This window comes from Alcaligenes sp. Lyrl_28, assembly GCF_051948705.1.
Taxonomy (GTDB): Bacteria; Pseudomonadota; Gammaproteobacteria; order Burkholderiales; family Burkholderiaceae_B; genus Alcaligenes; species Alcaligenes ammonioxydans.
In genome coordinates this window covers 662,417-682,893 of sequence record NZ_JAYJLG010000001.1, presented here as the reverse complement: position 1 = coordinate 682,893, position 20,477 = coordinate 662,417, and the positions used below count along the sequence as shown (strand labels likewise).

Sequence of the window (20,477 nt, the reverse complement as noted above, 5' to 3'; positions counted from 1 at the left end):
GACCCGGTTCTTATATCGCCATGCGCCTTATTGTTCTGCTGCTGCTATGTCTGACCCTGATCACCCATTACGCATTATGGTGGGGCAAGGGCGGCTGGCTGGATGTACGGCAAATGCAGACCAGGCTGGTCGCGCAAAAAGAAACCAATGAAGCCCTGACGGCGCGCAACAACGCCTTGCTGGCCGAGGTTCAGGATTTGCGTTCGGGAACCCACGCTGTCGAAGAGCGTGCCCGCAGCGAGTTTGGCATGATGCGGGAAGGCGAGATTTTTGTGCAGATTGTGCCTCCCGGTGGTTCGTCGGCCACGAATGCCAATCCGCGATAACAAGCAGCGCGCAATGTGCGGCTAGAACGGCTGATCAGCCAGTTCATTTCTGATGATTCTTCTGCTGTGTGTTTGGATCGGTGATCCGGGCTTTCTGGCGCCCTTCGTTGTTGAGACTGGCTGATGCGTCGATTAGTAGCAGGCGGGGGGTGGGGGCGAGGCTGGAGCTCCTCCTGAGTCTGGAGTGGGGGCGGCAGGCTCTGGAGAAAGCGAACCCGTGTCTGGCCCTGGGGCAGCACCATCCCATGACGGCAGACGGGCATTCACGTCCGGTGAGGGCGTTTTCGCGGGCTCCCGTTCTGCTAACCCGCTTGTTTGGGAAACGGGCAAGACACGCGTGTTCTCAAGCTGCTGGGCATAGATGACTCGACCGTCAGCCAGGTCATTCCACTGTACGGCATCAGATTGCATGGGGTGTTTGATTTCCAGGCGTAGCCACACTGCTGTCGACCCCACGGGGTTAGGCATACTCAGGGCAAGCTTGGGTAGCAGACGAAGCAAGGAAAGGGGCCCGGGCTTATGGGCGTAGAGTAGATACAAATGCAGTGTGTTGGCCTGGTAAATGTTGGGGCCGCTATGGCTGCTTTGTTCCGCTTGTTGCGCCTGCCAGCCCTGGGTAATGCTGGTTCGCCCCTCATGCAGCCTGGAAGGTCTGCCATGCAATATAAAAGCCTGTGTTGAGGGAGACAGAATCTGGATTTGCCACTGATCGTGCAGTGGCACTTTGGCAGCGGCCAGTGTTTGGCTGAATGCCACGGCAATGGTTTCAGGCCGGGCATGATGCACGCTGGCTTGGCGGGCTGCTTGTAGCAGGCCGTGCTGCAGACGCACGCGTAAGGAGTACAGCGTCAAGACGTCCAGCACCAGCCAGCTGAGCAGAATCATGGCTAGAAGGGCTCCCAGAATGTGAGAGCCCGCCAGGCCCGATTGGCGATGTGATGAGAGAAAGAAATCAGCCATGATGTTGCCATCATGGCTGATTGTCCTTGAGCCTGATAGAAGCACTTGTACCAGCGTAGTGCTTCGTAGGGATCAGGGCTTAGTGCAGGGTGTCATCACCGGGCTGCGTATCCCCTTTATCGACAAACAGAGAGGCGCAATCAATTGCGTCGTATTGATAGGGCTTGCCGCAAAAATTGCAGGACACATTGATCGTGTCTTGCTCTGCCAGCATCTGTTCGATTTCTGCCTGTCCCAGCATGCGCAGCATATTGCTGACCCGTTGACGGGAACAGGGGCAGTGCCAACGCACGGATTGGGGTTCAAAGACCTGCAGGTCTTCTTCCCAGAACAGACGGTGAATAAGGGTATCGCTGTCCAGCTGCAGCAGTTCCTGCGTCTGGACGGTTGAGCCCAGCGCCAGCGCACGCTCCCAGGTGTCCAGGTTCTGAGCCAGGCTGTGGCCACCTTGTGGCGGGATGCGTTGCAACAAAAGGCCCGCGCATCGGTTTTCATCTGCAGCCAGCCACAGGTGAGTATCCAATTGCTCGGAGGTACGCATATAGGTTTGCAATACCTCGGCAACAGTCTCGCCTTCCAGAGGGACGACGCCCTGATAAGGGCGGAAGTCCTTGCTGCTTTGGCGTGGCGCCAGCACGACGGTAAAGCGGCCCTGGCCCTGTGGATTCAGCAGGGTTTGCAAGGTGCCCGTTTGGGGGACAGGATGATTTTCGCGCAGGGACACGGTAGCGCGGATGTCCATGTCCGAGGTGCATTCGACGACCAGCAGGGCAATGGGGCCATCGCCTTGAATCTGTAGAATCAAGGAGCCATCGAACTTGAGATTGCCGGCCAGCAGCACCGAGGCCGCAACCAGTTCACCCAGCAGGTCGCGGATGCAGGCAGGATAGTGCTGATGCTCCAGACCCATTTGCCAGGCTTGCTCAAGATGAACAATCTGGGCGCGTGTGCTTTGGTCGGCGAACAGGTATTTTTTTAAAATGTCAGTCATGACTTTGCTGTACTACTAAAAAATGAAGAGGCAGCTTGCCCGATCAGGCAGCAGCCGAGCTAACCCGGCTTGGGCGCGCATTGATCAGACGAGTCTTGCTAAGACGGTCGTGCAGGAACTGCTGGTCTTTGTCGAACCAGGTCCAGATAAAGTTCAGAAACGGCGTAAAGACGATAAGCAGGTCTGTGGAGGCAAAACCTGTGTAGCCAGACAGGAGCTGAACCAGCAATGCCCCGAGCAAGGGCAGGGGCCATAGCAGAATATAACGCAGCACCAGGGTGCGCAGGGCAGGAATCTGGCCGTGCTCGTCAACCAGGCGTATATGCCAGGTCTTCATGGGCAAGGTTTGACCCACTTTGCGCCAGCACAGCACAAAGTACACCCCCAGAGCAATGAACAGAACGACCTGACGCACATGCCGCAGATCCAGGCCGCTACGGCTTTGGGTCAAGGTATCGAACAGATAGCCAGTGGTGAAAATGACGCCAAACAGCAGAATGGATTCATACATCATGCAGGCAAAGCGTCGCCAGCGGCCTGGTGTAGTAAAGGAGGGTGTCATGGTGCGTCTTGATGCAGGGAAGACTTCCATTATCGCGTATATCGCCTGCTAACGGAATGCTGCCCGTTCAGGGCTGACCAGCAAGGTGTGCTGGGGTCTGGAACACGGCCTGGTGTCGAGAGAAGCGTTAAAAATGTGAGCGGTAACCATGATATGGGGGGCTTGTCCCCATAAACAAGGGCCAAGCCATTTGCATGGTCCTGGCCCTTGTCGCCTTTTACAAGACTGCTTGACGCTTATTCAGCGCTGGCCGAGTCTTCGCTGGCGTCCGAGGCTGCATCGTTATTGCGATAACTGGCCGGAACCATGTCAAAACAGAACAGGCGGCAATCCAGCGCACCGTTATACAAGGGGTAACGGCGCTTGGGTTTGAGGCGCATATGACGTGGCAGCTCCAGGTCGCTGCTGATCATGTTTACGCTCCAGTTGGCAAAGTTCTGCTTGAGGTTACTGGCCCAGCTGGGCCAGAAGTCCTCGTCCTGATGTTCCAGACGCTCTCCGTAAGGAGGATTGGTCACAATCCAGCCAGCTTCTGTTTCGGGGCGAATCTTCAGGGCATCGCCCTGTTCGAAGCGAATCGTCTCCAAGGTCAGGTGCGAGCGCTCCAGGTTGGAACGGGCGGCATCCAGAACGGTGGGGTTGATGTCGTAGCCAATCAGCGGGGTATCCAGACGAGGGGCGATCATGGAACGCGCTTCGTCCTTGATGTCACGCCACAGACGCTGATCATGGCAGCGCAGGCGTTCGAAGTGGAATGGACGCCAGATGCCGGGAGGAGCCCCCAGAGCCATCCAGGCGGCTTCGATAAGAATGGTGCCGCTACCGCAGAAGGGGTCGATCAAGGGTTTGCTTGGGTCCCATCCTGACAGGACCAGCAGACCGGCTGCCAGGTTTTCACGCAAGGGAGCGTCGCCCTTGTCATGACGCCAGCCGCGTTTGAACAAGGACTCGCCGCTGGTGTCCAGATAGAAAGTGGCCGTGGTCTCGTCCAGGAACAAATGTACCTTGGCGTCGGGGCGCACCGTGTCGATCGAGGGACGGGCACCTTCCAGGTCCCTGAGTCGGTCGCAAATTCCGTCTTTGGCGCGAAGATTGCAGTATTGCAGGCTTTGCATCGGACTGCGTACGGCCGAGGTATCGACACGCAGTGTGTGCTCGGGGCCAAACCAGCGCTCCCACGGCGTCACACGGGCCAAGGCCAGAATGTCTTCCTCGTTGGTGACAGGAGCATGCGAGACTTCCAGCAAAATGCGCGTCGCCAGTCGTGAGGACAGGTTAGCGCGCATGACGCCAATCCAGTCTGCATCAAAATGACAGCCGGCACGACCGGCCAGAACGTTTTCATAGCCCAGAGCCTGCAGCTCCAAAGCCAGTGCTTCTTCCAGTCCTTGAGGGCAGGGTGCAAACAACCGGTAGCGCTCGCCTTGCAGGGCCTTGACCTGGACACGCTCGTTTTGTTCGATATTGCTATCGGGCAGGCGTTGGCCGGGTTTAGGGGCCTGGGGGCTGTCTACACGCTGAATAGGGGAGATATACTGGGGGAAAGCGTCAGAATCACTGGCCGGACTAAACAGCCCGCTAGGCATATTGCCAGCCGCAGGGCGCTCTGAGGATTCGGAGTTGTCTTTGAAGGTAGGCCGTTCACGCCGTTCACCGGAGAACTCGCGACGCTCACCGGATTGTGGACGGCTGTCGCGGTCGCGGTTGAATGCGGGGCGTTCACGGCGTTCACCGGAGAACTCACGACGCTCACCGGATTGTGGACGGCTGTCGCGGTCGCGGTTGAATGCGGGGCGTTCACGGCGTTCACCGGAGAACTCACGACGTTCACCCGATTGTGGGCGGCTGTCGCGGTCACGGTTGAATGCGGGGCGTTCGCGACGCTCACCGGAGAACTCACGACGTTCACCCGATTGTGGGCGGCTGTCGCGGTCGCGGTTGAATGCGGGGCGTTCACGGCGCTCACCGGAGAACTCACGACGTTCACCGGATTGTGGGCGGCTGTCGCGGTCGCGGTTAAATGCGGGGCGTTCGCGACGCTCACCGGAGAACTCGCGACGCTCACCCGATTGTGGGCGGCTGTCGCGGTCGCGGTTAAATGCGGGGCGTTCACGGCGCTCGCCGGAGAACTCACGACGTTCACCCGATTGTGGGCGGCTGTCGCGGTCACGGTTGAATGCGGGGCGTTCACGGCGCTCACCGGAGAACTCGCGACGTTCACCCGATTGTGGGCGGCTGTCGCGGTCACGGTTAAATGCGGGGCGTTCACGGCGCTCCTGATCGCGCTTTTCTACGTAGGGACGGGCCTCTCGTTGGGCACCGCCCTGGCGGTCCTGCTGCAGGCTGGCTGCTCGGGCGCGTGCACCCGAACGCACGCGGGGTTCCGCGTTGCTGGCTTTCTTTTTGGCGCCTGGGTTCAGGCTTAGTGTCTTGCGTTCAGATTGGTCTGACATGAATAAGGTATTAGAAGGGTTTTATAACCACCAGGATGAGGACCAGCAGCAGAACGATGACCGGAATTTCATTGAACCAGCGGAAGAATACGTGTGAGCGGTTTTGCTGTCCTTGCTGGAACTGCCGTAGATAGCGTCCGCACACACCGTGAAAGGCAAACAGAACCAGAACCAGGGTCAGCTTGGCGTGCATCCATCCCTGTCCTTTGCCTATGCCGTAATACAAAAACAGCCCCAGGCCCGTCAGCAAGGTCAGGACGGCTAGGGGCGCCATGAAGCGATACAGGCGTCGAGCCATGCCCAGCAGCGTTTCATGGGTTTTGGGGTCGTGCTCCTGGGCCAGGTTGACATAAATGCGGGGCAGGTAGAAGAGCCCGGCAAACCAGGAGGTCACAAACAGGATGTGAAAGGTCTTTAGCCAAAGCATCATTTAACCACGCATCTGGCCGTTGCCGTGCAACACCCATTTATAAGTCGTCAGCCCTTCCAGGCCGACTGGACCACGGGCATGAAGACGATTGGTGGAAATGCCGATTTCGGCTCCCAGGCCATACTCGAAGCCGTCGGCAAAACAGGTGGGCAGGTTTACCATGACAGAGCTGGAATCGACTTCACGTTGGAAACGTTCGGCCTGGCTCAGGTTTTCCGTCACAATGGATTCGGTGTGTTCGGAGCTGTACTGAGCGATATGGTCCATGGCTTGATCCATGGAGTCCACAATGCGTACGGCCAGTATGGCCGCGGCAAACTCGGTCTCCCAATCCTCTTCGGTAGCGGGAGCGACATTGGCGACCAGCGCACGGGTCTGCTCACAGCCTCGTAGTTCCACGCCTTTTTCCTGTAGTTGGCGGGCCATTTCCGGCAGGAAAGCCGGTGCAATGCTGCGGTGAACCAACAAGGTCTCCATCGTGCCGCAAATACCATAGCGGTAGGTTTTGGCATTAAAGACAATACGATTGGCTTTTTCCAGATTGGCGAACTCGTCCACGTATACGTGGCAGTTGCCATCCAGATGCTTGATCAGCGGCACGGTTGCTTCGGCGCTCAGGCGTTGGATCAGGCTTTTGCCACCACGCGGCACGATGACGTCCACGTAGTCATTCATGGTCACCAGCAGGCCGACGGCATCGCGGTCGGTCGTGGGCACTACTTGCACGGCGTCTTTGGGCAATCCGGCGCGCTCCAGACTGTTGGAAATAATCTGCGCCAAAGCCTGGTTGGAGTGGAATGCTTCGCTGCCACCGCGCAAAATCGTGGCATTGCCCGATTTCAGGCACAGGGCGGCGGCGTCAATGGTCACGTTGGGGCGCGATTCGTAAATGATGCCGATCACGCCCAATGGCACGCGCATCTGGGCGACGCGCATGCCGTTGGGGCGAGTACGCGAGGCGCTGATCTGTCCGACCGGATCGTCCATGTCGGCAATCTGACGCAGGCCTGTGGTCATGATCTCCAGGGCACGGTCGGACAGGGCCAGACGCTCGATCATGGCCGGGGCAATCTGACGTTCACGTGCCGCTTGCAGGTCCAGCTCGTTGGCCGCCTGCAACTGGGCTTTTTGTTCAATCAGGGCGTCAGCCATGTAGCGCAGGGCGTCAGCCTTGGCTTTGCCGGTGGCGGCGCGCATGCGGCGTGCAGCAAGCTGGGCACGCTTGCCCAAATCTTGCATCATGGAGGACAGATCGCCGACCTGGGTGGCGGCAGAGGACTGGGTGATATCGTTCATAGCCGTGTAACTCTCCGGTTCAAGAGAGCATTATCGCAACAATTAAGACATTAAGGGGTATTGGACGCTTAGCGACGGGGCGCTTGTGTCGCGACCGCGATACGCATGGTCAGGCGGCGCATTTCTTCCCACGGGTCTTGCTGACGTCCGTTGGGGTGCAGGCCTTTAATCAAACGGTCTATATCGTGGGCGTGCAGAACCGAGGCGGGCCAGCTGTGGGGCGGGATGCGATCCAGCGCCTGGCGTACCAGTTTTTCACGCGGACCGAAAATGCGGTATTGACGAAACAGGTTGGATAAATCCATCCCTTGCTGACGCGCTTGCGACAGGCGCGCCAGGGTGCGGACCTCTTCACCCACGGCCCACAAGACCAGAGGCAAGGCCTCGCCTTCTGCCTGCAAGCCATCCAGTATGGTGAGCGCCCGTTGGCTATGGCCCGCCAGCATGGCGTCGCGCAGATCAAACACGCTGTATCGTGCCACATTCAGTACCGCGCTCTCCAGTTCTTGCTGGGTGAGCTGTCCAGGTGGGTAAATCAGGGCCAGTTTCTGGATTTCCTGATGCGCAGCCAACAGATTGCCCTCAACCTTGTCAGCCATCCATTCCAGGCTGTTGCGCTCCAGGCTTTGGTCCTGAGCCTGGAGGCGCTGGGCAATCCAGCCCGCCAGGGAGTGGCGACTGATGGGCTGAATTTCAACCCAGTAGGCCGCTTGTTCCAGAGCTTGACACCATTTGCTGTTGCGCGTGGCCTTGTCCAATCTGGGCAGTTGGATCAGAAAGCTGGTGCCGTCCATCTGGCCACCGCTAATCAGTTCGCACAGTTTTTGCAGGGCGTCGCCCCCCGGTTTGCCGGGTTTGCCACTGGGGATGTTGATATCCACCAGCTTTTGATCGCCAAACAAGGAGATGTTCTGGGCCACCGCAAATAGCTGGGACCAGTCTGCGCGTGCATCCAGCGTAAAGCTGCTGCGTTCTGTAAAACCATCCTGACGGGCACGGGCGCGTACCGCGTCGGCTGCTTCAACCAGCAAGAGGGGCTCGTCGCCAGACACCACATAAAGTGGTTGGAAAGCGGCGGATGGCGTAGCCAGTTCGCGCAGCAAGGTGTCGTGGTCGGCCCTGCGTCCCATACTTACAACGGCGCCTGTTCTCGCGCGGGCAGCAGTTCCATCTCTTCCATCGAGCTGGCCTCGGGCTGACTACGCAGGAAGTGGTAGGCGCTGGCGACATCGGGAGAGCTCAGGCGGCGCACGATTCGGTTGATCAGTGACTGTTCCATGTCACGGAAAATCATCTCGATCTCGCTGTCTTTGGCCTGAACCGCTTCAGCGTCATAAGGCACCTCTCGAATCACGTTCAAGGTGGTGGGAGGCAGGATGGGGCGGCCCTTGGCGTCCAGCAGTTCAAACACGAAGGTCAGCTGCAGTTCGTACTCTTCCACCTGACCTTTGGCGTTGATGGAGATCTCACGTTGATTACGGTTGAGCGAGAGCTGTTGCAAGAGGGCCTCTGCCTCTTGCGGGCGCTCAACAAAGCGGGTCTGCGGCGAGCTGGCCGATAAAGTGCGGCGCAGGTTCGCGCCAAAAGCGCTGTTGTCCGTAATGTTCGTGTATAGCGTGTCAAACGGCAGCGGAGACACGCCTTTCAGATGGAAACCGCAGGCGGTCAACACCAGGCTGAGCAGGACGATCAGACCCGCCAGTCCCCAGAACCTGGGTGCAGGAGCAGACATGGAGCTGGAAGAAAACAGGCGGGCTGAGTGCATGATTAACCTACGACGTTAACGAGTTTGCCGGGCACGACGATAATGCGTTTGGCAGGGCGGCCTTCCAAATACTTGAGCACGGCGGCGTGTTGGGCAGCGGCTTGTTCAATGGCGGCTTTTTCTGCTCCCTGAGGCACGACCAGTGAGCCGCGCAGCTTGCCGTTGACTTGCAGCATCAGTTCAATTTCGTCGGCAATCAAGGCCTGTTCATCAACGTCGGGCCAGGCTGCATCGAGCAGATCACCCAGCGTATCAGCCCAACCCAGCTCACGCCACAACTGCCAGGTGATGTGGGGGACAACCGGGTACAGAACACGCAACAGGATGGAGGTGGTCTCGGCCAGCGCACGTTGTGCTGCCGGTGTGTCTTCCCACTGCGTCTGTTCCAGCGTGTTGAGCATTTTCATGCACGCCGAAACAACCGTGTTGTATTGAATGCGCTCGTAATCGTAATTGGCTTGCTTGAGCAGCGAGTGAATTTCCAGGCGTGCGCGCTTGGCAGCGGCGTCCAGATCACTCCAATCGGTAGCTTGGGCGTTGCCGGCGCGCAGCGCATCGGCGTGGTTGTAGCAGAAGGCCCACAGGCGACGCAGGAAGCGGTTGGCGCCATCCACACCCGAATCAGACCACTCCAGCGTCTGTTCTGGCGGGCTGGCGAACATGATGAACAGGCGGGCGGTGTCCGCACCCAGCGTGTCGATCAGGGATTGAGGGTCCACGCCGTTGTTCTTGGACTTGGACATGGTGCCAATGCCGTTGTACTGCACGGGCTGACCATCGCTCTTTAAGCGGGCACCGATAATCGCGCCTTTTTCGTCGTAAACGTTTTCGACAGTTTCAGGCCAGAAGTATTCGATACCCCCTTGTGGGGTGCGGCGGGTGTAGCTGTGGTTCAGCACCATGCCCTGGCACAGCAGGCGGGTGAAGGGCTCGTCAATCTTGACCAGGCCCATGTCGCGCATGACTTTGGTCCAGAAGCGGGCGTACAGCAAGTGCAGCACAGCGTGTTCGATACCACCGATGTACTGATCCATGGGCATCCAGTAATCGGTGCGTGGATCGGTCATGGAATCGTTCAGATTGGGTGTGGTGTAGCGCAGGAAGTACCAGGACGAGTCCACAAAGGTGTCCATGGTGTCCGTTTCACGGCGTGCGGGTTTGCCACAAGAAGGGCAAGCGCACTTCAGGAAGGCGTCATGCTTGTTCAGCGGGTTGCCGCTGCCATCGGGAATCAGCTCTTCGGGCAAGACCACGGGCAGATCTTTTTCTGGAACAGGAACCGGTCCGCAATCGTCGCAGTGGATGATCGGGATCGGGGTGCCCCAGTAACGCTGACGGGAAATGCCCCAGTCGCGCAGACGATAGGTGGTTTGTTTTTCGCCCAGTTCCTTGGCGTTCAGGTCTGCGGCAATGGCATCCACGGCCGCGACGTGCGTCAGGCCGTCGTACTTGCCGGAATTGATGGTTTGACCTTGCTGCTTGTCGCCGTACCAGTCTTGCCATTGGGTGGCGTCGTATTCCTTGCCTTCTACCCCAATGACCTGATTGATAGGCAATTGGTATTTCAGGGCGAAGGCGAAGTCGCGCTCGTCGTGAGCAGGCACGCCCATCACGGCACCGTCACCGTAGCTCATCAAGACATAGTTACCGACCCAGACAGGAACGTCCGCGCCCGTCAAGGGGTGCTTGACGCTCAGGCCGGTAGGCAGACCTTCTTTTTCGCGGGTAGCCATGTCGGCTTCCGTGGTGCCGCCTTTCTTGCATTCTTCAATAAAGGCCGTCAGCTCGGGATTGTTGCGGGCAGCCAGGGCAGCCAGCGGGTGCTCAGGAGCAACCGCACAGAAGGTAACGCCCATGATGGTGTCCACGCGGGTGGTGAACACGTACAGACGACCGTCCTGAATCAGTTGGCCTTGCTCGTCACGAATGTCGTGAGGGAACGCAAAGCGTACGCCCTGGCTCTTGCCGATCCAGTTCTCCTGCATCAGGCGCACACGCTCGGGCCATCCGGGCAGGCCGGTTTTCACGGTATCCAGCAGCTCTTCGGCGTAATCGGTAATGCGCAGGTAGTAGCCGGGGATTTCACGCTTTTCAACCAGCGCACCGGAGCGCCAGCCACGGCCTTCAATTACCTGTTCGTTGGCCAGAACGGTTTGGTCCACTGGGTCCCAGTTCACCGTCTGGGTCTTGCGGTAGGCAATGCCTTTTTCCAGCATCTTCAGGAACAGCCACTGGTTCCATTTGTAGTATTCGGGATCGCAGGCACACATTTCGCGCGACCAGTCGATTGCCAGCCCCATCGCCTGCATTTGCTTTTTCATGTAGGCGATATTGTCGTAAGTCCACTTGGCAGGCGGCACTTGTGACTTGATGGCGGCGTTTTCGGCGGGCATGCCAAAAGCATCCCAGCCCATGGGCATGAGAACGTTAAAACCGCGCATGCGTAGCTGGCGCGCCATCATGTCGTTGATGGTGTAGTTGCGCACGTGGCCCATGTGTAGCTTGCCACTGGGGTAGGGCAGCATGGAGCATGCGTAAAACTTGGGTTTGAGCGAGCCATCCGGAGCGGTGGCGTTCTCGACGGCACGATAGGCGTCCCGATCGGTCCAGTTTTGCTGAGCGAGTTGTTCGACCTCGCTGGGGTTGTAACGTTCCTGCATGAGTGGCAATACCGTTTTAGACAGAAGTAAAGGAGTATCCGCCATTATACGGGGCAAATCTCGCTGTGGACGGCTGCAAGGCGGGCAGTGTGCATGAGCGTAATGGCAGACAGGAGGCGGGCCTGTCACAGCAGCCTGTGAAGGGCAAAAAAAACCCCTGCAGGGCAGGGGTTTTTTTGAAAACCAATCCGCTGCAGGAGCGGGCGCGAATTAACGCAGCTTGGTTTCTTTGTACTCGACGTGCTTGCGAACGACGGGGTCAAATTTCTTGATCACCATCTTTTCAGGCATGTTGCGCTTGTTTTTGGTGGTGGTGTAGAAGTGGCCCGTACCGGCGGACGATTCGAGTTTGATTTTTTCGCGTATACCTTTTGCCATGATGAGCTCCTGGTTAAATGTTTAAGAAGCGCAGCTTAGTACTTTTCGCCGCGGGAGCGCATTTCGGCCAGAACGGAGTCGATACCGTTCTTGTCGATGGTGCGGATAGCGTTAGCGGAAACGCGCAGGCGAACCCAGCGGTTTTCACTTTCAACCCAGAAACGACGGGACTGCAGGTTTGGCAGGAAGCGACGCTTGGTCTTATTGTTGGCGTGCGAAACATTGTTGCCCGACATTGGGCCTTTTCCGGTCACTTGGCATACGCGTGCCATGGTCATACCCCTTGAGATCTAAATCAGCCTCCGCTAAACGAAAAAAGCCGCGGGCGATTGTAAAATTAGGATCGTGTTAACCCCAGTGCTGGGGTACAAAGAAGATTATTCTAATATGGAAAAATCACTTAGATCAAGTTTTACCGTGCTTTCCTTGCTGCATTGCGGCCAAACAGCCACGATAAGACACCACAGCCGGCCAGGACCGCGGTCAGGGGCAGGGCATCGGAAGATGCCCAACTGCTGACTGCAAAACCGGCCAGGGCGCCACACAGCATTTGCAAGGCTCCCATCAGGGCGGAGGCGGTTCCCAGGCGATGGCCCTGTTCGGACAGGGCCAGGGCGGCGGAGTTGGGGTTTACAAAACCCTGACAAGCCATAAAGCCCATTAAGGTCACCATCAACCAGGTCAGGTCCAGCACGCCTAGCAGGGTCAAAATGGCACCCAGCAGAGTAAAGATCACCTGCAGTCCCTGTGCCACGCGCAACAACGTGGGTGGGCTATACGTATTGAGCAAACGGGCGCTGACTTGAGAGAAAACAATCAGACAGGCGGCATTGGCGCCAAAATAAAAACCGAAATGACGCGGCTCGACAGAAAATAAATCAATAAAGACGCGGGGCGATCCGGCGATATAGGCAAACATGCCCGCAGAACTGAAACCGGCAGCCAGGGAATAAAACATGAAGGGCCGGTCGCGCAGCAAGGCGCTGTAATTATGAGCGATCAATTTAGGTTGCAATGGCAGCACACGCTCGGGAGCGAGAGACTCTTTCATGGTGAAAAAAGTCAGCAGCCAGAGCAAGATGCCACTGCCGGTCATGAAGAAGAAAATGCCTCGCCAGTCACTGAACAGCAGGATCTGGCCGCCGATCAGAGGCGCCAGAATAGGCATCACTCCCATGATAAGCATTAGCATGGACAAGGCGCGGGCGGCTTCCCGGGTTTCAAAGCGATCGCGGATGACCGCGCGTGGGATCGCCATACCGGCCGCGCCCCCAAAGGCCTGGATAATGCGCCAGACAGTAAGCTCATCAATCGTGCTGGCGCGAGCACAGAAAAAAGAGGCCAATGTAAAGAGCAGGACGCCAAACAGCAGCGGCCGCTTGCGCCCGAAGCGGTCTGCCATGGGGCCATAGACCAGTTGCGCCAGGCCCACGCCCAGCAGAAAACCGGCCAGCGTGCGCTCTACCATGCCCGCCGAGGTATTCAGGCCCTGGGCCATCGCCGGGAAGGCGGGCAGGTACATATCAATGGCCAGGGGGCCCAGGGCAGTGAGCAGCCCCATCAAAACGAGCCAGGGAGGAAATGCAGGAGAGTGGTTGCGTGTCATCGGGCCAAGTATTAAGGTGAGGCAGATCCTGGCCGAGAGCCTGAACCCACTACCGTCTGCCGCGCATCAATACAAGCCGATGCAAAGGGCCAAAGGCAGGCAGTTTAGCATGGGGGACGATCAATTTCGGCGTAAGTGCTTTAGGTTTGAAGTACACGGTCCGTGACTTTGGTGCAACGGATTTAGGGTCAAGATGTATTAGGCTACAGGATTGACGGCTTACAGGCGGTGTGTCGACACAGATGACACATCGTCATCTTTGTTTGTTTACATACAAGGAGGCGAAGTTGAGTTCAATTTCATCAATGGTCCAGGCCAAACTCGATCAGCTCAGCATTCCGGTTCGGCTGACCCTGCCTAGCGGGGAGCAGGTGGGCGATGCCAATGCGTCAGTGCATCTGAGCATCAAGGACAATGCGACGCTGGCGCAGTTGGCTGCCGGACAATCGGGTCAGTTGGGCGAGGCCTACGTGGAAGGGCGCATGGATTTTGAAGGCTCCATGCGGGATCTGATGCAACTGGCCGCCGATATTTTGCCCGGTTCGCCTGTTGATGCAGCCCAAGCAGGCTGGCTGACTTCGATCATCAAGCACTTGACCTCCGTGTGGCGTCACACTCAGGAAAAGGACGCCAGGCAGATTCAGTTTCATTATGACTTGTCGGACGACTTCTATGCCTTGTGGCTGGACCCTCGCCGGGTCTATTCCTGCGCCTATTATCGTGAACCGGACATGACGCTGGCGCAGGCTCAGGAAGCAAAACTGGATCTCATTTGCCGCAAGCTGCGTTTGCAGCCCGGCGAGCGCTTTCTGGATGTAGGGGCCGGATGGGGTGGATTGTTGATGTGGGCCGCCGAAAACTACGATGTGGATGTAACAGGCATCACCCTGTCTCGTAATCAGCATGCCTATGTGAACGGGCTGATCGAGCAAAAAGGCCTGTCGGGCCGGGCCCGCATGATGTTGCTCGATTATCGCGAGCTGGATGAACTCAAACCGTATGACAAACTGGCGTCGGTGGGGATGTTCGAGCATGTGGGCCGCGCTCAGCTCAGCGCCTATTTTGACAAGCTGCGGCGTTTGGTAAAGCCAGGGGGGCTGATTCTCAATCATGGCATTACCGCCGGTGGGGTTGACAATAGCCAGCTGGGAGCGGGAATGGGCGACTTCATCGAGAAATATATTTTTCCCGGTGGAGAACTGACCCATATCAGTCACGTCTTGCGTCACTTGGCCGAGGGAGGTTTGGAGGGGCTGGATATTGAGAATTTGCGCCCTCACTATGCCCGTACCTTATGGGCCTGGAGCGACGCCTTGGAGAAACAGTTGGATAAAGCCAGGGCAACCCTTAATTCCGAGCAGGGGGAAAAGTCCCTGCGTGCCTACCGGGTGTACTTGGCCGGCTGCGCGATGGGGTTTGAGCACGGCTGGATTGCGCTTCATCAGGTTTTGGCTCAGGCACAAAGCGCTGTCAGGGCGCAGGAGCTGGATTACGCGCCGAACTTGATGTACCCCTGGCGCCGGGATTATATGTACCAGCGCTAACTTATTGTTTTAAAGGGCAAATGACAAGGTTTGATGCCTTGTCATTTGTTTTTCTCGTGCACGTAACGACCCTGGCAGCGCTTCGTTCCTGAGATTTTGAATTAATAAGTAACAAAAAAAAATTCATAAAATGGCTAAAACCACGTCAAACAAGGGTTTTGTTGTGTTTTTACCATTGACATATTCGCTGTTTTTTCGGTCTTTATACGGTAAGAATTTGTTTTTGATTGCAAAGGGCCGTAGAATGGCCTCCTTATCAGATTCATCAATTCGATTCAGAACCGCCCGAACAGCGTGTTTTGTTCGCAGCAATCATCGCCCCGCGCGGTGTAACCCTGGCCCAGCCGTGTTGTTTCGGTCAAGGCAGGGAGCGGTAGGAAAAAGGGGCTTGACCCCCTGACCGTTCCGGGTTTTTCGTGAGTGCCTGGCACTCGCTCTTTACGTAGGTATGTATTGGCGATAAGAGCATCGTCTTCCGCACACCCCTTTAGCCTTGGCGCCGACTGATCATGCAGGACGCGTCCACAGTAACTCAAGGAGGAGCATCATGTCTTCATACTTCCCTCACGCCGGTGCCAAGTCGCGCTTGCACCGTTTTCCCCTGATTCAAGCCTCTGTGCTGACCAGCCTTCTGCTGGGGCTGTCCTCTGCCGCGCAGGCGGCAAGTCCGGCAGCCTGCGAGCTGGACCGCGCAGTCCGCTTTGGTGGCATGAATTGGGAATCGAATCTGGTCCTGACTGAAGTTGAGCGTTTTATCGCTGACAAAGGTTATGGCTGCAAGACCGAGGTCGTCTCGGTCGAGACGCTCCCGGCCTTGGCTGCACTGGAGCGAGGCGACCTGGATGTCAACTCGGAAATCTGGCTCAACAGTGTGGCTGACCCCTGGAAACAGGCCGAGGCCAAGGGAAATGTAAAACGTATTGGCGACATCTATATGGGCGGCGAAGCCTGGTTCATCCCACGCTATACCGCTGAGCGCCTGCCCGAACTGAAGTCGGCAGCCGACCTGCCCAAATTCAAGGATGAGTTCAAGGACCCGGAAGAGCCTGGTAAAGGCCGTTTTTATGGCTGCCCGGCAGGCTGGGGATGTGAAGTGGTCAGTGGCAATTTGTTCAATGCCCTGAAGTTGGGGGATACCTACACCTTGTTCTCGCCCGGTACTGGTGCCACCCAGAAGGCTGCGCTGACTTCTGCGTATCAGCGCAAGGAAAACGTGGTGTTCTACTACTGGTACCCCACGCCACTGGTGGGCTCTATGGATCTGGTCAAGCTGGAACTGCCGGCTTACGACGAGAAAAAGCATGGGTGTCTGACCGACCCCAATTGTGCCAATCCAGAGCCTAGTGACTACCCCGAAAACCCGGTATTCACGGCCGTGAATACGGAATTCTCCAAGCAGGCTCCCGAACTGACGGCTTTCCTGGCCAATGTCAGCATGCCCCTGGAGCTGATGAACGAAACCATGGCGCACATGGAAAAAACCGAAGGTGAACCCGAAGATGTGGCGCACTGGTTCTTGAAAGAACACGAGGACACCTGGTCCAAGTGGGTGCCTATGGAAGTGGCTCAGCGCGTAAAAGCCGCTCTTTAGTATTCGTGATGGTGTAGGGCGAGGCCGGCCTTGGTGGCTGCATCCGGTCAGGGTGCAGGAACCGAGCCGTACCTCGCTTTTCTGCCTGGCCCGTCCTGGGTCGGCAGGATCATGGCCGGGCCACAAGCCCGCGCTGCAAGCACGAGTTTTACGGAGTGTTTTTTATGTTTCCTGAGTTGATTGATCCGCGCGCCTTACGTTTGCCCATCGATCAGTTCGTTGGCGATCTGGTGGCCAATTATTCCAGTACCCTGCGGGCCATGACCCAGCCCCTGCTGGATATGCTGGTTTTCATGGAGTCGGTCCTGCGCAGCAGCCCTTGGTGGGCCGTGGTGCTGGTGGTGGTTCTGCTCGGTTGGCTGGCCAGCCGCCGTGTGCTGTTCTCCGTGGCCATGGGGGCCATGTTGTTTGTGATCGGCCTGATTGGCCTGTGGGATGCGGCCATGCAGACCCTGGCGCTCATGATTGTGGCCGTTTTTCTGTCTGTGCTGATAGGCATACCGCTGGGTTTGCTGATGGCCAGCTTCAATTGGCTGCGTCGTATCATGATGCCGGTGCTGGATGTGATGCAAACCATGCCCAGCTTTGTGTATTTGATCCCCGTGGTGATGTTGTTCAATCTGGGCAAGATCGCCGCACTGATTGCCACGATTATTTATGCCATTGCTCCCGTCATTCGCCTGACCGATCTGGGTATACGCCTGGTCGACAGCGAAGTGCTGGAAGCCTCCCGCTCTTTCGGCTCCAATCGTTGGCAGCAGCTCTATGGCGTGCAATTGCCTCTAGCCATGCCCAACATCATGGCCGGCATCAACCAGACAACCATGATGGCCCTGGCCATGGTGGTGATCGCCTCCATGATTGGTGTGCGGGGGCTGGGCTACGAAGTGCTGCAAGGCATTAACCGCCTGCAAGTGGGCCGTGGCCTGATGGCTGGCCTGGGTATTGTGCTGCTGGCCATCCTGTTTGACCGGATTACGCAAGAGTTCGGCCGTCGCTTTCAGACTCGGGAGGCCTCATGAGCAAGATTGAAGTGCGCAATATTTACAAGATCTTCGGCTCTCAACCCGAGCGCTGGCTCGATGAGGCTCGCAATGGTGTGCGCAAGGACGAACTGCTGGCAAAAAGCGGCCATACCCTGGGCTTGCGTGACATCAGCCTGTCTATTGAGCACGGCAGCATTTACGTCATTATGGGCTTGTCCGGTTCGGGCAAGTCCACCTTGATCCGCCACTTCAACCGGTTGATTGAGCCAACTGCCGGGCAAATTCTGGTGGACGATGTGGATGTGATGAGTCTGGACGGCAAGGCACTGATGCAGTTCCGTCAGCAAAAGATCAGCATGGTCTTTCAGCGCTTTGGCCTGTTTCCGCATCGCACCGTGCTGGAAAATGCGGCCTATGGCCTGCAGGTACAAGGCATGGGGCGCGCGGCTCGCGAAGAAAAAGCCACGTATTGGCTTGAGCAGGTTGGGTTGCAGGGCTTTGAAAAGCAGTATCCGCACCAGTTGTCTGGCGGTATGCAGCAGCGTGTGGGTCTGGCTCGTGCCCTGGCAACCGATGCCGACATCCTTTTGATGGATGAGGCCTTCTCGGCTTTGGACCCCTTGATTCGGCGCGAAATGCAGGATCAGTTGCTGGAGCTGCAGGCTCGTTTGAACAAGACCATTGTGTTCATTACGCATGATCTTGACGAGGCCCTGCGATTGGGGAACCGGATAGCCATTCTGAAAGATGGCGAGCTGATTCAGGAAGGGTCTCCCGAGGACATCCTTCTGTCACCGGCCAGCGATTATGTTCAGGCGTTCCTGCAGGACGTGAACCGCAGCAAAGTGCTCAATGCCGCCCATGCCGTGCGCGATTCCAGCAAGACCCTGACCTTTACCATGCGTACCCGGGCGGTTCATGCGCTTGAGCGTTTGAGCGAGCGCGGCGTGCGTTATGCACCGGTGCTCGATGGCAAACGCTTGGCGGGCGTGCTGATGCGTTCGCGGGCGCAGGAAGCTGTGCAGCAAGGTGCGCGGGATATTTCCGCGTTCGTAGATGAGATGAGTTCGGTACCCGCCACCATGGGACTGGATGAGATTCTCGGTCAATTGCTGCGTAGCAGCGAGCCCTTGGCGGTTACCGGTGAGAACGACGAGTTTCTGGGTTTGCTCTCGCGCAGCAAGGTAGTGGATCTGGTTAGCCCACTCATTGATGCGGTCGAGGCATCACCCAACACCGTCAAAGACGATACGGCGGCAGTTCTGGAGGCCATTGAGGGCAGCCAAGTGCGTTGACGAACGTGTTGTTGTGCCGCAGCAAACAAGAAAAGGGCCTGTTTCCTAACAGGCCCTTTTCTTGCTGGGTTCTTCGTGCTGCAGGCAGTACCGGATGGGTTTGTCGGCCCCCACTGGTAGGGGTGCCTGTTCCTCCCAACTCAGGGGCGCCTTTACCCGCCCTTTTATAAGTGCGGCGAGCTAAAGGCGCTAAGCGGCAGCCTCTTGCCTATTGATGGGTGCAAGTCTTGCGCCGCGCGGGATTGTAGAGACGCAATATGTGGCTGTACCAGAACAGCAGCAGCAAGGCGGAGGCTCCCAATCCCAGACTGGCCATGGTCCACAGGCTTGCGGCGCCTAGTGGAGCGCCTGGTGCCAGCCATTGAATGATACTGTCCAATGCTCCGGCGCCTGGGCCAAAACCAAACCACCAGCCTCCACCCAGGCCCAGTACGCTCAAGGCGAAAAACTGCAGCAGCATGGGTACAAAAGCCACTTTGTAAGCGCGCAGCAGATAGGAGATCAGGCACTGGAACGCATCGCAAAAGTGGAAGAAAGGCAGTAGCTGCAGCAAGAGCAGGGCCAGCAGGGCGACATCGGGATCGTCGGTGTAGGCATTGGCCAGGCTGGGTCGCAGCAGCACCAGCAAGGTAATGGTAAGGGCAACCCCGGCCAGTACGATGGCCAGGCTTAACATGCCCACATGGCGGGCACGATGAAACTGTCCCGCGCCAATCGCCTGTGCGCTGACTGAGGCGGCTGCTACGCCCACTGCCATAGGCACCATAAAGCAGACGGCGGCCAGATTGGCCATGATCTGGTGAGCGCCAGACGCAAATACACCTTCACGCGCGACGAGCAAGGCCATGAAGCTGAAGGCGCAGATTTCAATCAGGTAAGAGCCGCCCATGGGCAGACCCAGGCGCAGCAGTTCTTTCTGTGCTGCCCAGGTGGGCAGGCCCAGTTTGAGGCTAAAGGGTTGGTAATAGCGGTCGGCACGTAGCAGCCATAGGCCGGCGGCCAGCATCAGCCAGGACACGACCGTGGTCGCCAGACCTGAGCCTACGGCACCCATTGCCGGCAAACCCAGTTTGCCAAAAATCAGCACCCAGTTGAATAGAGCCTTGAAGGCCACGCTGAACAGGTTGATCAACATGACCGCCTTGGGATGCGAGGTTGCCGTCCCCAGGCAGTAAATTGTCCTGAATACCAGAGCGGCAGGCAAGGCCAGTATCAGGCTGCGCAGATACCAGGTGACCCGCTCATGAACCTCAGGGCTCAGGTCACCTGACCAGCGCAGCCATATATCCGGAAACGCCAGCCCCAAGGTGCCGATCAGGGTGAGCAAAAGGGCCAGCCATACTCCTTGCCCCCACCAGCGGCCCACTTCTGTAAGGCGGCGTGCGCCAAATTGCTGGGCAATGATCGGGATCAGGGCGTGGATGACCCCCATTAAACCGATAAAAACGGTGATGTAAATGGAAACGCCCAGGCCCATGGCCTGCAGGTCTATGGCGCTGCTGTGGCCAACCATCACCGTATCCAGAACGCCAAAAGCGATACCTGCCCAGGAGCCGACCAGCACGGGCCAGGCCTGGCGCAGGATCTGGCCTGCCTGACCCTTCCAGTTGTGATGAAACACGGAGGACATGATG

General features: G+C 57.6%; 18 protein-coding genes. 5 read left to right on the top strand and 13 right to left on the bottom strand.

All coding sequences use genetic code 11. The annotated features are described in order from the left end of the window. Positions 1–20 precede the first annotated feature (20 nt). Positions 21–326, top strand: coding sequence for a cell division protein FtsB (gene ftsB / locus VF694_RS03090; RefSeq protein ID WP_003800886.1), 306 nt, complete (start codon positions 21–23; stop codon positions 324–326). A gap of 132 nt (positions 327–458) precedes the next feature. Here ftsB and VF694_RS03085 read toward each other — a convergent pair whose 3' ends face one another. The 12 genes from VF694_RS03085 to VF694_RS03030 form a co-directional block, all read right to left on the bottom strand. After that, the gene (locus VF694_RS03085; protein ID WP_440163679.1) at positions 459–1,286 is read right to left on the bottom strand and encodes a hypothetical protein; all 828 of its coding nucleotides are present in this window, start codon (positions 1,284–1,286) and stop codon (positions 459–461) included. Between the two features lie 79 nt (positions 1,287–1,365). Continuing rightward, positions 1,366–2,277, bottom strand: a complete 912-nt coding sequence (gene hslO, locus VF694_RS03080) for an Hsp33 family molecular chaperone HslO (RefSeq protein WP_003800884.1) — start codon at positions 2,275–2,277, stop codon at positions 1,366–1,368. A 43-nt stretch (positions 2,278–2,320) separates the two neighbouring features. Continuing rightward, positions 2,321–2,839, bottom strand: a complete 519-nt coding sequence (locus VF694_RS03075; RefSeq protein WP_131070722.1) for an RDD family protein — start codon at positions 2,837–2,839, stop codon at positions 2,321–2,323. Between the two features lie 236 nt (positions 2,840–3,075). Further along, entirely contained in the window at positions 3,076–5,292 is a 2,217-nt protein-coding gene (locus tag VF694_RS03070) for a THUMP domain-containing protein (RefSeq protein ID WP_440163678.1), read from the bottom strand. Between the two features lie 10 nt (positions 5,293–5,302). Further along, positions 5,303–5,719 carry a CopD family protein gene (locus tag VF694_RS03065; RefSeq protein ID WP_003802776.1) on the bottom strand — a complete coding sequence of 139 codons (417 nt, stop codon included), beginning with the start codon at positions 5,717–5,719 and terminating at the stop codon, positions 5,303–5,305. A gap of 3 nt (positions 5,720–5,722) precedes the next feature. Next, positions 5,723–7,018 (bottom strand): glutamate-5-semialdehyde dehydrogenase, encoded by a 1,296-nt coding sequence (locus tag VF694_RS03060; protein WP_440163677.1) that lies wholly within the window; start codon positions 7,016–7,018, stop codon positions 5,723–5,725. 68 nt (positions 7,019–7,086) lie between these two features. Next, the gene (holA, locus tag VF694_RS03055) at positions 7,087–8,148 is read right to left on the bottom strand and encodes a DNA polymerase III subunit delta (protein WP_003802778.1); all 1,062 of its coding nucleotides are present in this window, start codon (positions 8,146–8,148) and stop codon (positions 7,087–7,089) included. A 2-nt stretch (positions 8,149–8,150) separates the two neighbouring features. Then, a complete protein-coding gene (locus tag VF694_RS03050) occupies positions 8,151–8,783 on the bottom strand; it encodes an LPS-assembly lipoprotein LptE (RefSeq protein ID WP_003802779.1) in 633 nt (210 codons plus the stop codon). 2 nt (positions 8,784–8,785) lie between these two features. Beyond that, positions 8,786–11,443 (bottom strand): leucine--tRNA ligase, encoded by a 2,658-nt coding sequence (gene leuS / locus VF694_RS03045; protein ID WP_059317982.1) that lies wholly within the window; start codon positions 11,441–11,443, stop codon positions 8,786–8,788. Between the two features lie 210 nt (positions 11,444–11,653). Next, entirely contained in the window at positions 11,654–11,821 is a 168-nt protein-coding gene (gene rpmG, locus VF694_RS03040; RefSeq protein WP_003802781.1) for a 50S ribosomal protein L33, read from the bottom strand. A 35-nt stretch (positions 11,822–11,856) separates the two neighbouring features. Beyond that, positions 11,857–12,093, bottom strand: coding sequence for a 50S ribosomal protein L28 (gene rpmB / locus VF694_RS03035; protein ID WP_003802782.1), 237 nt, complete (start codon positions 12,091–12,093; stop codon positions 11,857–11,859). Between the two features lie 140 nt (positions 12,094–12,233). After that, a complete protein-coding gene (locus tag VF694_RS03030; RefSeq protein ID WP_003802784.1) occupies positions 12,234–13,382 on the bottom strand; it encodes a Bcr/CflA family multidrug efflux MFS transporter in 1,149 nt (382 codons plus the stop codon). Between the two features lie 350 nt (positions 13,383–13,732). Between VF694_RS03030 and VF694_RS03025 the strand changes: the two genes are divergently transcribed. From VF694_RS03025 to VF694_RS03010, 4 genes are all read left to right on the top strand, one after another. Beyond that, on the top strand, positions 13,733–14,971 hold the full coding sequence (locus tag VF694_RS03025) for a class I SAM-dependent methyltransferase (protein ID WP_003802786.1): 1,239 nt from the start codon (positions 13,733–13,735) through the stop codon (positions 14,969–14,971). Between the two features lie 547 nt (positions 14,972–15,518). Further along, positions 15,519–16,562 (top strand): ABC transporter substrate-binding protein, encoded by a 1,044-nt coding sequence (locus VF694_RS03020; protein WP_003802787.1) that lies wholly within the window; start codon positions 15,519–15,521, stop codon positions 16,560–16,562. Between the two features lie 164 nt (positions 16,563–16,726). Continuing rightward, positions 16,727–17,584, top strand: a complete 858-nt coding sequence (locus tag VF694_RS03015; protein WP_003802789.1) for an ABC transporter permease — start codon at positions 16,727–16,729, stop codon at positions 17,582–17,584. Beyond that, complete coding sequence (locus VF694_RS03010) at positions 17,581–18,843, top strand: quaternary amine ABC transporter ATP-binding protein (protein WP_003802791.1); 1,263 nt, start codon at positions 17,581–17,583, stop codon at positions 18,841–18,843. Before VF694_RS03015 ends, VF694_RS03010 begins: the two co-directional genes overlap by 4 nt. A 208-nt stretch (positions 18,844–19,051) precedes the next feature. On the opposite strand, the gene VF694_RS03005 is transcribed toward VF694_RS03010, so the two are convergent. After that, positions 19,052–20,473, bottom strand: coding sequence for an MATE family efflux transporter (locus tag VF694_RS03005; protein ID WP_003802793.1), 1,422 nt, complete (start codon positions 20,471–20,473; stop codon positions 19,052–19,054). Positions 20,474–20,477: the final 4 nt, after the last annotated feature.